This is a genomic window from Pseudoruminococcus sp. (genome assembly GCF_047012705.1).
Classification (GTDB): domain Bacteria; phylum Bacillota; class Clostridia; order Oscillospirales; family Acutalibacteraceae; genus Pseudoruminococcus.
Map to the genome: position 1 here is coordinate 16,249 of NZ_JBKXNW010000003.1, position 14,254 is coordinate 30,502.

Annotated in this window: 15 protein-coding genes; 9 read left to right on the plus strand and 6 right to left on the minus strand. The window is 35.8% G+C overall.

The genetic code is table 11. The features are described 5' to 3' along the window. Positions 1 to 110: 110 nt before the first annotated feature. Together fba and ACLU24_RS03525 are read left to right on the plus strand one after the other, a co-directional pair. Entirely contained in the window at positions 111 to 977 is an 867-nt protein-coding gene (fba, locus tag ACLU24_RS03520; protein WP_022264281.1) for a class II fructose-1,6-bisphosphate aldolase, read from the plus strand. Between the two features lie 45 nt (positions 978 to 1,022). Next, positions 1,023 to 1,211, plus strand: coding sequence for a hypothetical protein (locus ACLU24_RS03525; RefSeq protein WP_412610367.1), 189 nt, complete (start codon positions 1,023 to 1,025; stop codon positions 1,209 to 1,211). Positions 1,212 to 1,466: 255 nt separating this feature from the next. Here ACLU24_RS03525 and ACLU24_RS03530 read toward each other — a convergent pair whose 3' ends face one another. Continuing rightward, the gene (locus ACLU24_RS03530) at positions 1,467 to 1,889 is read right to left on the minus strand and encodes a flavodoxin (RefSeq protein ID WP_412610369.1); all 423 of its coding nucleotides are present in this window, start codon (positions 1,887 to 1,889) and stop codon (positions 1,467 to 1,469) included. Positions 1,890 to 1,967: 78 nt separating this feature from the next. Further along, positions 1,968 to 2,534: a DUF3793 family protein gene (locus ACLU24_RS03535; protein WP_412610371.1), complete on the minus strand. Its 567-nt coding sequence runs from the start codon at positions 2,532 to 2,534 to the stop codon at positions 1,968 to 1,970. A 471-nt stretch (positions 2,535 to 3,005) separates the two neighbouring features. Here ACLU24_RS03535 and ACLU24_RS03540 point away from each other — a divergent pair, with 471 nt between their 5' ends. Both ACLU24_RS03540 and ACLU24_RS03545 read left to right on the plus strand, forming a co-directional pair. Next, positions 3,006 to 3,746 carry an IspD/TarI family cytidylyltransferase gene (locus ACLU24_RS03540; protein WP_412610372.1) on the plus strand — a complete coding sequence of 247 codons (741 nt, stop codon included), beginning with the start codon at positions 3,006 to 3,008 and terminating at the stop codon, positions 3,744 to 3,746. 65 nt (positions 3,747 to 3,811) lie between these two features. Beyond that, positions 3,812 to 7,372, plus strand: a complete 3,561-nt coding sequence (locus ACLU24_RS03545) for a CDP-glycerol glycerophosphotransferase family protein (protein WP_412610374.1) — start codon at positions 3,812 to 3,814, stop codon at positions 7,370 to 7,372. Between the two features lie 128 nt (positions 7,373 to 7,500). On the opposite strand, the gene ACLU24_RS03550 is transcribed toward ACLU24_RS03545, so the two are convergent. From ACLU24_RS03550 to ACLU24_RS03565, 4 genes are read right to left on the minus strand one after another with little or no spacing between them, the layout of a single operon-like run. Beyond that, complete coding sequence (locus ACLU24_RS03550) at positions 7,501 to 7,962, minus strand: GNAT family N-acetyltransferase (RefSeq protein ID WP_412610376.1); 462 nt, start codon at positions 7,960 to 7,962, stop codon at positions 7,501 to 7,503. Next, positions 7,959 to 8,417 carry an HIT family protein gene (locus tag ACLU24_RS03555; RefSeq protein ID WP_412610377.1) on the minus strand — a complete coding sequence of 153 codons (459 nt, stop codon included), beginning with the start codon at positions 8,415 to 8,417 and terminating at the stop codon, positions 7,959 to 7,961. Before ACLU24_RS03555 ends, ACLU24_RS03550 begins: the two co-directional genes overlap by 4 nt. Before the next feature lie 26 nt (positions 8,418 to 8,443). After that, positions 8,444 to 9,112 (minus strand): class I SAM-dependent methyltransferase, encoded by a 669-nt coding sequence (locus ACLU24_RS03560; protein WP_412610379.1) that lies wholly within the window; start codon positions 9,110 to 9,112, stop codon positions 8,444 to 8,446. Positions 9,113 to 9,132: 20 nt separating this feature from the next. Next, positions 9,133 to 9,693, minus strand: coding sequence for a hypothetical protein (locus ACLU24_RS03565; protein WP_412610380.1), 561 nt, complete (start codon positions 9,691 to 9,693; stop codon positions 9,133 to 9,135). A gap of 177 nt (positions 9,694 to 9,870) precedes the next feature. Here ACLU24_RS03565 and speD point away from each other — a divergent pair, with 177 nt between their 5' ends. The 5 genes from speD (at position 9,871) to ACLU24_RS03590 (ending at position 14,235) form a co-directional block, all read left to right on the plus strand. After that, a complete protein-coding gene (gene speD / locus ACLU24_RS03570) occupies positions 9,871 to 10,674 on the plus strand; it encodes an adenosylmethionine decarboxylase (protein ID WP_412610381.1) in 804 nt (267 codons plus the stop codon). A gap of 11 nt (positions 10,675 to 10,685) precedes the next feature. Next, on the plus strand, positions 10,686 to 12,131 hold the full coding sequence (locus ACLU24_RS03575; RefSeq protein WP_412610382.1) for an aminotransferase class I/II-fold pyridoxal phosphate-dependent enzyme: 1,446 nt from the start codon (positions 10,686 to 10,688) through the stop codon (positions 12,129 to 12,131). Positions 12,132 to 12,146: 15 nt separating this feature from the next. Next, positions 12,147 to 12,815 (plus strand): hypothetical protein, encoded by a 669-nt coding sequence (locus ACLU24_RS03580; RefSeq protein WP_412610383.1) that lies wholly within the window; start codon positions 12,147 to 12,149, stop codon positions 12,813 to 12,815. A gap of 89 nt (positions 12,816 to 12,904) precedes the next feature. Beyond that, positions 12,905 to 13,747 carry a polyamine aminopropyltransferase gene (speE, locus tag ACLU24_RS03585; RefSeq protein WP_412610384.1) on the plus strand — a complete coding sequence of 281 codons (843 nt, stop codon included), beginning with the start codon at positions 12,905 to 12,907 and terminating at the stop codon, positions 13,745 to 13,747. Positions 13,748 to 13,758: 11 nt separating this feature from the next. Next, on the plus strand, positions 13,759 to 14,235 hold the full coding sequence (locus ACLU24_RS03590; RefSeq protein ID WP_412610385.1) for a hypothetical protein: 477 nt from the start codon (positions 13,759 to 13,761) through the stop codon (positions 14,233 to 14,235). Positions 14,236 to 14,254 lie beyond the last annotated feature (19 nt).

Below are 14,254 nucleotides of genomic sequence, written 5' to 3' on the forward strand. Positions count from 1 at the left end.
ATTTTTTAGGGAAAAGGCTTTATATTTTCATCAGAATATTGTATAATATATATGCAACGCAAGGCGAATATAAAGTAGCAATGCGTAAATAATTATGGAGTGTGATAAAAATGCCATTAGTTAATGCAAAGGAAATGCTTACAAAGGCAAAGGCAGGTCATTATGCTGTCGGTCAGTTTAACATCAACAATCTCGAATGGACAAAGGCTATCCTCCTTACTGCTCAAGAGCTTAACTCACCAGTTATCCTCGGTGTTTCAGAGGGTGCAGGTAAGTATATGTGCGGCTATAAGACAGTTGTGGGTATGGTTAACGGTATGCTCGAGGAACTCAACATCACAGTTCCTGTTGCTCTTCACCTTGACCACGGCAGCTACGAAGGTGCAAAGAAATGCATCGAGGCTGGCTTCAGCTCAATTATGTTCGATGGTTCTCACTATCCAATCGCTGAAAATATCGAAAAGACAAAGGAACTCGTTGCTATCTGCAATGAGAAGGGACTCAGCATCGAGGCAGAAGTTGGTTCTATCGGTGGTGAAGAAGACGGCGTTATCGGTATGGGCGAGTGTGCAGACCCTAACGAGTGCAAGCAGATTGCTGACCTCGGCGTAACAATGCTCGCAGCTGGTATTGGTAACATTCATGGTAAGTATCCTGCAAACTGGAAGGGACTTAGCTTTGAAACTCTTGATGCTGTTCAACAGCTCACAGGTGCTATGCCACTCGTTCTTCACGGTGGTACAGGTATCCCTGCAGATATGATTAAGAAGGCTATTTCTCTTGGCGTTTCTAAGATTAACGTTAATACAGAGTGCCAGCTTGCATTCGCAGATGCTACAAGAAAGTACATCGAAGCAGGTAAGGACCTCGAGGGCAAGGGCTTCGACCCAAGAAAGCTTCTTGCACCGGGCTTTGAGGCTATCAAAGCTACTGTTAAGGAAAAGATGGAACTCTTCGGTTCTGTCGGCAAGGCTTAATCTGATTTTATAAGTTTATTCTCCATGTTTGAGGAGGTTATTCTGATGGTATATGTAATAACTGCAATTATTGTAATCATACTTTTAGTTGTTGGCAATAAAATGTCCAAAGACCAAGGGTATACTATCGGTAAGGGTATGTTTAAAAACAGTGAACATTATCTCGATGAAGATAATGAAAAATCGAAGGACGTAAGTGACTTTGACTATTGGAACAAAAACCAGCTTAAATAGGCATAGAATATAAAATTTAATTTCAAATTTAGTAATCATAAAAATGCCGTATCTCAATCGGGATACGGCATTTTTGCATTTAAAAGTTTTTAATTATGTAGGGACGAACGATATTCATTCGTCTTATCACATAATATTAATATAAGTTAGAGCGAAACTTTTAATTTTTATCAAAACTATATTAAATAAAATATAAAAGCTAAGCAGAATAAAACTGCTTAGCTTTTTGTATGTTACTTATCAGATTAAGATTTATTATGCAAGAGCCTTGCCAAGCTCTTTAAGAGCTTCAAGTGTGTCTGCCTCAGGAGCGTCATTGCAGATAACAGGTTCTGCAACAAGAACCGCACCATCATTTTCGCAAGTTGCTTGCCAGTTTCTCATCCATTCGCCATCGCCCCAGCCGTATGAGCCAAAGAGAGCAATTTTCTTGCCTTTGAGATTAGATTCACAATCGTTGAACATTGGCTCAAATTCGCTGTCTTCAAGCTGTTCGCTACCCATTGAAGGGCAACCGAAAGCAATAGCGTCAAAATCATTTACCATTCCGCCATTAAAATCACTTGCACTAAATTTAGAGCATTCTGCACCGGCAGCCTCTACGCCTTCAACAACAGCGTCAGCCATAGCTTCTGTATTGCCTGTACCGCTCCAAAATACTACTGCTATTTTACTCATTATAAATTCAACCTTTCTAAATATTAGATATGTATATATTATCGCACCAGATTTTATCTAATGCGAAAATACGCGAAATTATTTTGCCACAGTTGCGGCGGTGAGATACATAAGAGGTTTTCCTCCATTGTATAACTTCTGGTAGACCTTTCTGCACTTTTTATATTTTTCAAAGGTTTTCAGAGCTTCATTTTTATTGCAATAAACCTTCCAAAAGCCAGTGTATAGACTATTTTTTCCTTTGTTTTCGATAAACCCCATAACATCTCCAATAGGATACCCAAGAAACAAACCTATCTCGTGAGGGAAGCTTTTTGATTCGCAAATTCTTTTGCTTAGTCTTTCGATACAACCTTGAATATTAGTAATATCATATCCACAAGAGAAAAGAAATTCAGCAACGCCATTTTTGTTGAAATCCTCTTTAAGCTGCTTTTCACGATATACATAAAGCAGAGCGTTTCCTTTTGAAAATCTTAGAATCTTTAGTGAAACACCTTTAGAATTAAGCCGTCTGTTCCAAAGAGCGAGTATAAAGGCGAGTTCTGCACGAGAATGTGAACCATATGGGTAGTTAAAAAGATTTGCAGTTTTGATTCCTGCAAGAGTAGGAGAGCAATATTCTACAAGCAAATTAGCAAGCATTTTCTACACCTCCAAAGTAAACTATTTATAAATAGTTTTTCCCGAAATTCAAAGAGAAAGCCATTTAAATTATGGAATTAGATATAACTAACCTCAACTTAAAAATATAAAGTTTGTTATATTCTATCTAATATAAAACAATTTCATAATTAGTCTAAACTAACCAGCGGAACTATAATAGCATAGAATTATTATAAAGTCAAGCGGTGTATACGAATTTGTGTTAGTTTAACCTAACAAAACGATTTTTTGTCAGATATTTGTATATATTTATTTTTTGAAACTAAAAATGCACAGTCCTAAAAAATCAACTCTGCAAAAGCGATAAAAGCCGTAAAATTGACATTAGGTAGGAGTTGTATTATAATAAATGCAAGCTTAAAGAAAAATATCTTGACAACTTAAGTTTGATTTGTCATTATTAGAGCATAATTAAATATATAATTATAAAATTAAAGGGCGGTTGAAATTATGGTAAACGCAATGATATTTGCAGGAGGTACTGGCACTCGTATGAAAACCTCCGATATTCCTAAGCAGTTTATTGAGGTTGACGGAAAGCCTATTATTATAAGAACACTCGAAAATTTTTCAAAACACCCAGAGGTTGACGGAATAGTTATTTCCTGCCTTGAGGCTTGGATTGATGAACTTTGGAAGCTTATTGAAAAGTGGAAGGTTGCCAAAATAGTTGATATAGTTAAGGGCGGTTCAACAGGTCACGAATCAATCCATAATGGACTTGTTCGTGTAGATGAATTTACAAAGCCTGAAGATATTGTTCTTATCTGCGATGGTGTTCGTCCGGTTATGAGTGAACAGCTTATTTCAAATTGCATTAAACTTGCAAGAGAATATGAAACAGCAGTTCCTGTAACGCCAAGTATAGATTCTGTTCTCTGGAGCGATGACGGAGAACACTGCTCTAAGGCATTGCCAAGAGGTTCTATGTATATAACCCAAGCTCCACAGGGTTATACTATGAGAAAGATTATGGGAGCACACCTTGAGGCTGAGAGGCGTGGAATAGTTTCGCCTACATCTTCAAGCGAGCTTCTTATAGAGCTTGGACAGGAAATTCATATTTATATAGGTGAGCGTGATAATATCAAAGTAACAACGCCTGAAGATTTATTGACATTGCGTTCACACTATTATTATGAGAGATATAAGAGCTTTGCTCGTGAGGAATTGAAGTACGGACTTGAGTAATTTTCAAAATTCTGAATTGTAGTTCAGAATTATTTAAAGTATATAGTGTTTAATCGGGGTAGGGTATGGCTAAAGATTATAAATTCAGTATAAGTGTGTATATAGATAACGAGGAACTTTTGCCTGCTACTATTGCATCAATTACTGCTGATAAGGAATTTTTCCGCAATAGCATACAAATTGTTTTAATCGACTCTCTTGTAACAAAAGAGAGTACCGAGTTATGCCTTAAATACACCGATGATTACCCTGAAAATATATATTTTGTTGACTGCCAAGGCGAAAATATGGCAGAGTGCTTTAGCGATGCAAGAGTTATTTGCACAGGAAGTTATGTAAGCTTTATTCGTGCCGGAGATGAATATTCTCACGAAGCACTTAAAAGACTTTCAGAAGAACCTGCATTTATGAAAGCTCCTGCAATATGTATTGCCGCTGAAACTTCTAAACGCCGAAATAGCTTGGTTCCGTATAATTTCGGTGCTAAAGACGGAACAATTCGACTTAAAACTAATCCTGATAAATTAAGTCTTATTCTTGGGGCATACTTTTTTAGAAGCGATACCATTACTAATGTTCGTTTCAAAAAAAGCCTTTCAAGTGATTTTACAATGGCGTTTATCCTTGATTATTTCTATCATATCGCTTCTTATGTTTATACATCAAAGTTTAAATTTATATCGCCATATCCTGCCGAGAATGATATAAAAAACCTAAAGGAACAGTATAATAAATCATATTTCACAGATTCTATAATGAGATTTGCTATACCTATGCTCGAAACAAAGGGTAATTCTGCTGTGATTATGAATATGGTAATGTATTTAATTTACATAAAGCTTGCTTGTGGGCTTGGCGAAAGATATATGTTTACTATGGGTCCTAATGGTGTAAATGATTTTTTTAACCTTATAAGCGATGCTATGAAAAATATAGACGATGCCGTTATTCTTAATAGAAATATAGCAAGAAGAGCTTTGTTCCCATCAACGCTCACTTTTAAAATGCTTAGGTTGAAATATCATAATAAGGCACTAAAGCCTGACTTGGATTTCTTTCCTATCGGAAATTTAAGTCAGTTTGAATTTAGAGATGCATCGCTTCGTCCCCGTAAGATGAAAACAAATGGTGGGTTTATAGCAACTCTTGGCGGTGCATTGATTTCATCATCAGAACATATTGATGTTAAGATTATGTCGCTTAAGGCTGAAGGTTCTAATCTTCATATAAGTGGTTGTGTTACAGATATTTCGTTCCTTGATAGAATAGAATATAAGTTGTTTGCTGTTTCAAATAGAGAAAAAATACCATTTAAGGACTATCCTTTCTATTCTCTTAAAACTCTTTTTGAAATCCCTTTTGATAAAGATCACGGTTTTACAATTACTGTTCCACTTAAAAATATAAAGGAAATGACAGTTATTTCTTTCTATATTTCTATTGATAAGATAAACTATAAGCTAAGATTTTCCTTCGGTGCAACGGCGGCTCACCTTACTGAAAAATTTCCGCATAGCTATTGTGTTTCAGGTGGCAGACTGATTACCTTTGATTTGGAAAAACGCTCTATAACAATTCGTAGAGCAACATCTTTTATGCAGAGCCACCATGAGAGGCTTTTCCTTTCTGATGTAAAGAAAGCAGTTCCTGTTCAGAAATATCTAAAAATTAAGCGTCTTAGAAAGCGCTATCATTCAACTATTGAAAAATATGCTGAAAGACGAATTTGGCTTATGTGCGATAGTAAGAATGCCAATTCGGAAGATGCTCACGATATATATAACTACATCAACTCGTTGCACGATAAGCGAGGTATAGAGGTATTCTATTCGCATAGGGAGATTAACCCTGACGATAGTTTTATTATGACAGCATTCCAAAGCAACAATCTTGCAAGTGGTACTTTGACTCAAAAAATTATTGCAATGAATGCCGATGTGATAATTTCAAACGGACATAATGTTTATAAAAATCTTGGCTTTGAAGATGGAGAGGAAATCTACTATCGAGATTTGCTTATGGCAGATATAGTTTCCTTTGGCGATGGAGTATCTATGCTTCGTTCCGCGCAATTTGAGAACAAGATGTACGATAATACAGCATTGCGTTTTTGCAGTTCTGAACAAGAATATGAAAGACTTATTCACCCAATATATGGATATGACCAAAAGCACCTATTTGCGTTTGGTTATCCTCATATGGATACTCTTATGTCGGTGCCATCAAAGCAGATTCTTGTATGCCCGGCTATGCGCAGAGGCTTTGCAAAATATGCCCATATTGGTTACCAGAATTTCACGACAGAACCGCTTTATTCTGTGTTCAATTCGTTTATTGCAGATAAAAAGCTTCTTTCAGCGCTTCACGAAAATAAATGCAATCTTATTTTGATTTTGCCGGAAGAGCTTGCCAAGCAGGAATATTTATGGAATAAGAGCGAATATGTTTCTGTTTCATCATTTGAAAATTTAGGATATAAAGAAACAGTGGAAAAATCAGCTATGCTGATTACGGATTACAGCAATATAGCATTTGATTTTGCGTATATGCGAAAACCTGTAATTTACTATCAAAATCCAAGCGTTTCTTTACAAAATAATATTTCATCCTTTAGCTATTGTGAGAATGGTTTTGGTGATGTGATTATCGATTCAGATGAACTTGTAGAAAAGGTTATTTCAGCAATAAATTCAAAATTTGAGGTATCTGCAGAATATCTCAAACGCCGAAAAGAATTTTTTGCGTTTGATGATAGAAATAACTGCAAGCGCATTGCGAATGCAATTTACGATTTTGAATATAGTAATAAAATTCCTACTGCTGATGTTAAAGGAGGTTTTGGAGAAGTAAAACCAAAACCTGAGCCGCAGCCTATTATAAAACAAGCTCCTAAGCAAGAGAAAGTTGAAAAAACTACAAATCCAGTTGAAAAGAAATTACAACAGCAGCCTAAAAAGGTTACTGAACCAAAAGAGGAGTATGAAGAAGTAGAGCATCAGGGAATAATATATTCTGATGTCCCTAAAAAACAACAGGTTGGACATTCTGAAGAGCAGAAAATTTCACAGACATATCGTCCAAGACCAACCGAGCCACCTCGTCAATCAGAACAGCATACAGCTGAAAGGCGAGTACAGCCACAGCGACAGCAAACACAGCAAATTCGCTATGCAGAAGCTCCTCCAAAAAGACAGCAATCAACAGAACCGCTTCGTCAATCGGAACAGCATACAGCTGAAAGGCGAGTACAGTCACAGCGACAGCAAACGCAACAGATTCGTTATGCAGAAGCTCCTCCAAAAAGACAGCGACCAACAGAACCGCCTCGTCAATCGGAACAGCATACAGTCGAAAGGCGAGTACAACCACAGCGACAGCCAACACAGCAGATTCGCTATGCAGAAGCTCCTAAAAGACAAACGAGACCTGCACAGCCACAGCGTTCAAGTGGTGGTGCGAGATATGCAAACCCGAATCAACAGAGAGGTTCCCAAAAACCTTCAGAGGCAAGGCGAGTTGCACAAAATCAGCGAAAAGCACCAACTTCACAAGAGCGTGTAAAGCAAACAACAGCTCAACCAAAACACGCTGATAAAAAATCTAAAAAAGGTTTCAGAATTTTCTGATAGACCATAAGACTAAGTAAAATCTAAAATAAAAAGGTAGCCAATTCTGATGCTTGCACCTAAAAGTCAGATTAAAAGCTGACTAATTATAGGGCAGGTTAGAATTGACTACCTTTTTATTCTGATTTTTATAATAATTCCATTTCATCATTCATTTTTGTGAAACCATATTTTTCGTACATAGGGCGTCCCATAGCAGTAGCCTCAAGAGTAATATGTTTAACCCCTTTTTCCTTTGTCGCTTTAACGAGTAAATCAAGCGTTTTATAAGCGATACCTTTTCGTCTATATTCGGGAATGGTATAAATATTCATAAGATAAGCCTTTTTGCCGGTAGGATTGTGGCAGGTCGGCATAACTCTGAAAAAGCTAACTCCGCCACAGCCGATTAACTTATCATCATCAAAAACGAGATAGGCTATACATTCACCATTTGGAATAGCTTGTTTGTAATAATCATAAGATTGAGTTTCAATCTCTGACATATCTGCGGAATCATCTAAGTGGTTAGCTTCACGAAGAACGATTATTCTTGATTTTACTAAAAGCTCTATATCGTCAAGATTTGCTTGTTTATATGTAATACTCATTCTGAAAATCCTTTCAATCTGATAATTTCATTCTTTAATTCTTTGGTTCTCAGCTCTAATTCTTCTTTGCTGGGACGGAATTTATCATTCCACATTTCTTCTCTCGGAAGCCACCATACAGGGCCTTTTGTCGGAGTATCTCCCTCAACTCTCGGAAATAAATGCCAATGAATGTGAGAATCACCGTTTCCGAGAAGCTCATAGTTCATTTTTTCCGGTTTATAGATGTTATAAACAGCTTCAGCAACGAGTGACATTTCCTCAAGATATTTCATCTTGAAATCATGCGGAAGTTGATGAAGCTCTGTCGCATGATTTTTGCATAAAAACAGCGTATATCCTTTAAAGCATTGATGGTCGCCTAAGACGACATAGCCCGTTTCGAGTTCACAAACAAAATATGGATTTATACCGTTTTTAATCATTTCTATTCTCTCACATATTAAGCAATTCATAATATTATATATTTTCTCTCAAAATATTATTTAATTCCAATGACTCCTACTTGCATATTAGAAAGCCAGATTATTTCTGTCTGTTTAAAGCCTGCTGATTTAAATAATTCTATAATTTGTGATAGCGTGTATGGAAAATAATCTTTTTTATATCTATTTATGTGATTTTCGGCATCTTGAGGATTTTTTCCGTTTCTAATCTGAAAGCGTTTCCAACGCTCCAAAAATAATTTTTCGCCAGCTTGTGTAAAGGGAGCAAAGTTTTCGAAGGAAATAAATAAGCCATTCTTTTTGAGAGATTTAAAGCAATTAGAAACAGTTAAACGCCTTTCGGAATCACTTAAAAAGTGATTTACCATAATAGATGTTACAACATCAAATTCTTCTGAGAATTTGATGTTTTGAGTTGGTGAAATAATAAATTCCGAATGTGTATTTTTAAAGCGTGATTTTGCAATATTTATCATATCTTCAGAGATATCGCAAAAAACAAAACGCTCTATACTAAATTCCCGAAAAGCTGTTTCAGCCATTTTGCCGGTTCCACAGCCAAGGTCAAGCCAGCTTATTTTTTCATTAAAACAACAGTGAAGAATATCAGAAATCTGCTTATAAAAATCTTCATAATAAGGAAGAGTAGCAGCGATTTTTTCGTCATATTTATCAGAGCTAAACGCGGGATTGTAAATGCTCACACTGCAAATCTCCTTTCAATTTACACAAACAACGCCTCAAAAATTTTCTGAGTTTCTTCACTCATTTTTCTAACAACAGAGCTTACAGACAATATAGATGGTTTCCCGTTTTTATCAAAGCGTAACCCTTTTTCTTTACTTTTGCTTGGACCAAAACGCAATTCCTCAAGTAATTCGTTTGGAATTTGACGAGATTCTATGGTAGAACCGCTTGTGCTTGTCGCTGCCAATTTCGCACAGCAGTTAAAAGGTTCCTGATGTTTTTTGTGTGGAAGTAGGGGAGTATAGTAATAAGTTTTCCAATCAATACCGTCTGGTACTAATGCTCCGCAAGAATTGCCGAGTTCACGCACAAGATAATCATAAGCTATTTCAATATTCTCAACAGGTAAGCGTGCAATAGCATATAAATTTCCGTTCATAATAGTAACAGGGTATATAATATCCCCGATTTTTACAGATTGTATTGATGGCATTTTTGTATGTATGCTCCCGAAAATTACTTTAATAGATCTATAGTCCTTATCTTTTTCTAAAGTCTTGATTTGTTCTTTTGGAAAATAGGTTATATAACCAGCCATTTTAATATACCTCTTTTTATATCATTGCAGCTTAATAAAATCATTTCTCAAATTATACCCTAATTTTTATTTGTATTCAATATCAGTAAATAAGAAACACTTAAATTCTTACCAAATATTATTGCTTTCCTTTATATTTTGTGATATAGTAAATTGATGTATTTTGCCTGAAAGGTCGTGATGTTAGGGTTGGAAAAAAGGCTTAAGCTATATGGCTTTAACAACCTCACAAAAACTCTTAGCTTCAATATCTATGATGTTTGTTATGCTAAATCTCAGCGTGAGCAAATAGACTATATAAAGTATATAGACGAGCAGTATAATTCTGAGCGTTTAACAAATATTCTTTGCGATGTTACAGATATGATAGGAGCGAGTGTGCTTAATATCTCTAAGCAAGATTATGACCCACAAGGAGCGAGTGTAACCTTGCTTATTTCTGAAAAAGGTTATCCTGAAACGATAGATGAATCCTGCAACTGTGGCAGATGGCGTGAAGAAATTGCAGCACATCTCGATAAAAGCCATGTTACAGTTCATACTTATCCGGAATATCACCCGGATAATGCTATTGCAACATTCCGAGTCGATATTGATGTATCAACTTGCGGAACAATTTCCCCGCTTAATACACTCGATTTCCTTATTGATAGCTTTGATTCTGATATTATCACGATAGATTATAGAGTTCGTGGCTTTACTCGTGACCAAAGCGGCAAAAAGTTGTTTCTTGACCATAAAATGACCTCAATTCAAGATTATATCCGAGAGGAAACTCTCCGCAGATATGACGCTATTGATGTTAATGTTTATCAGTCGAATATTTTTCATACTCAGATGCTCATTAAAGAGATTGAGCTTCAAAATTATCTATTCAAAACTGATGTTTACGAGCTTCCGCCGAAAGAACGCCTTGAAATCTCAAGTAATCTCCGCAAGGAAATGATAGAGATTTTCAGCGGTACAAATGTTTATGATTGAGGTAAGCAGAAATGAGTCTTTCACAAAATGACGCTCCACTTTATGAAGCACTTTTAGAATATAAAGAAAACAGAATAGTTTCATTCGATGTCCCAGGTCATAAACAGGGAAAAGGCAATAGTGAGCTGACGAATTTCCTCGGTAAGCAGTGTATGAGCGTAGATGTCAATTCTATGAAGCCGCTTGATAATCTTTGCCACCCCGTAAGCGTTATCAAAGAGGCACAAGAGCTTGCAGCAGAGGCATTTGGTGCGGCTCACGCATTTTTTATGGTGAACGGAACATCAAGTGCAGTACAGGCTATGGTTATGAGTGTCTGTAAGCGTGGCGAAAAGATTATTATGCCGAGAAATGTTCATAGAAGCTCTATAAATGCCCTTATCATCTGCGGAGCTGTTCCCGTATATGTTGACCCAGGGCTTAATACCCGCCTTGGCATACCGCTTGGAATGGCTGTTGAAGATGTACAGCGAGCTATTGACGAAAATCCTGACGCAAAGGCTGTCATAGTAAATAATCCAACCTATTACGGTGTATGTTCCAATCTTCGTGAAATTGTTAAGATTGCCCATAAAGCCGGTATGAAGGTTCTCGTTGATGAAGCACATGGAACACATTTCTATTTTGGCGACTATATGCCTCTTGCGGCTATGCGTGTCGGAGCGGATATGTCTGCTGTAAGTATGCACAAAACAGGCGGTTCGCTCACACAAAGCTCAATATTGTTGCTTGGTGAAGGTATGAATGTCGGTTATGTCCGCCAAATTATAAACCTTACCCAGACAACAAGCGGTTCATATCTTTTGACTTCATCTCTCGATATTTCACGCAGAAATCTTGCTCTTAACGGCAAAAAGATTTTCGAGAATGTAACAATGCTTGCAAATTACGGCAGAAGTGAAGTAAATAAACTAGGCGGATATTATGCGTTTTCCCGTGAACTTATTAATGGAGATACAGTTTTCGACTTTGACCCGACAAAGCTTTCTATACATACAAGAGATATTGGTTTAGCGGGAATAGAAGTCTATGATTTACTTCGTGATAAGTATGAAATTCAAATAGAATTTGGCGATATTGGCAATATTCTTGCTATAATTTCTGTTGGTGACAGAATTTTAGAAGTCGAAAGGCTTGTTGCAGCACTTTCAGAGATTAAGCGTCTTTATTCCAAGACAAGTGCTGGCTTGCTCGACCACGAATATATAAAGCCAATAGTAGTATGTTCTCCACAGGACGCATTCTATAATGAAAAAGTACAGCTTCCCATAGAAGAAACTGTCGGCAAAGTTTGTGCGGAATTTGTTATGTGTTATCCGCCTGGAATACCTATTCTTGCTCCGGGTGAGCTTGTAACAAAGGATTCGCTCGATTATATTCTCTATGCCAAGAAAAAGGGTGCAACACTTCTCGGCACAGAGGATATGAACACAGAAAAGCTGAATGTTCTGAAATAATTGGAGGCAAATATTATGGAACAAAGATTTTGTTATAAAGACCAAAGAATAAATATAGGCGATATATTGATGTTTATTGTAATGTTTATGCTGAATATAGGTTTATTCTTTGCAAGTCTTGTTATGGGCTTAAAGGGCGAACTTGATTATGTAGCAAAATTAACTATCTTAGTATTAGTCATTATTTTCAATGGACCAATTATTGCATATTTTATTCTGAAGCTTTCGACTATGATTAAATTTAAAAGAAAGATAAATAGATTTAAGGCTGATGGCAAAAAGTTCAGAGCAAAGATAATAGATGAAAAGCTCGGCAAGCCACTTATGGAATCCGAGATACAAACAATATATACATATTATCCTGTTGTAAAATTTTTTGATTCTGAAACTCAAAAAGAAATAACTCTTACATCTAATTATCCTATGTGTGCGTCATATGAAAAAGCTTTAAGCCTGAATTCGGTTACAATATATGTTATGGACGAGGATTTTTTAATATTTGATTTTGCCGAAATAGGTGATAAGGAATATAGCCTTGAACGCAGAACAAGCAATGGCAGGGCGATTGCAGATGTTACCGAGAAAATATACAAGATAAAACAGATTGCTTATGAAGTAGGTATGTTAATATCTTGCCTTATTCTTCTTGGAATACAAGTTCTTAAATATTTTCTGATTGGATAGTATTTTTATAAAATTTACTCATATAATATTTAAATTTCAAATAAGTGTGGTATAATTTATTTGCAGATATTTTTTAAGGAGTTGATTTTTTGGAGCTTTGGTATACTGAAGAGCAGACAAAGAATGTCCGCTTTTCGATTCGCTGTGATAAGCAGATTTATGCGGCAGAATCAGACTATCAGAGAATAGAAATTTTTTCTACTCCCGAGTTTGGTAAAATTCTTATCCTTGATGATAGAATTATGCTGACTGAAAAGGACGAATTTATATATCACGAAATGATAACGCATGTTCCGCTTTCTGTTAATCCGAATATTAAGAATGTTCTTGTTATCGGAGCAGGCGATGGCGGAGTAACTGCTGAACTTACAAAGTATGATAGTATAGAGCATATAGACCTTGTCGAGATAGATAAAATGGTTGTTGATGCCTGCCTTGAATATTTACCAGATGTTTCAAGCAAGCTCCTCGACAAAAAGGTTACTATACATATTGATGATGGTTTGAGATATGTCCGTAGCTGTGAAAATCAGTATGATTTAATTATAGTAGATTCCACTGACCCGGTAGGCCCTGGCGAGGGACTTTTCACACAGGAATTTTACGGTAATTGCTATAAGGCTCTCAACGAGAGCGGTATTCTTGTAAACCAACACGAAAGCCCATATTATTCAGTTTACGCAAGGGCTATGCGTCTTGCTCATAAGAAGATAGCGGACTTTTTCCCGATAGTAAGGGTATATCAGGCACATATTCCAACCTATCCGTCAGGTCATTGGCTTTTTGGTTTTGCCTCAAAGAAGTTTGACCCGATAAAAGACCTTGATGCAGATGCGTGGAATAAGCTTGACTTAAAGACAAAATATTATAATACAGAACTTCATAAGGGTAGTTTTGCCTTGCCAAATTATGTATTAGAACAGCTTGACTAAGAGTTAAAATAATGGAACAATCTCAAATATTTAAAACTAAATTTATAGAAAAATTTAGTGAATATAATATTAAAGAAAGCATAGAAGATGATTGTTTAGAGATAGAAATCATAAATTATGAAGATAAAAATATTATTATACATTTTGATGAAAATGAAATAATATTTTTCTTTTTAGAATATCATATGCATATTTATTATGACGATGATAGTTTTCAATATTTAGTTGATATAACCAAGAAAGTTTTATCATCAGAATATGTAGTTATGGTTGTTTATAGTAATAAAAGATGGTTATGTAGCAATCTCTTGAAATTTGAAGATGTTCCAATGAATTCATTATCAAAATTTTTGAAGTTTTGCTTTCCAAATACAAAAGAATTTAGAAATGAATTAAAAAATGGTGGAAAAGTATATTTTAGTTTTTGGGATAGCAGTAAAAATATGATATATAAGGTTCAAGATGGTAAACTATCTTGTGAAAAATAAAAGTATATTTTAGTATAAT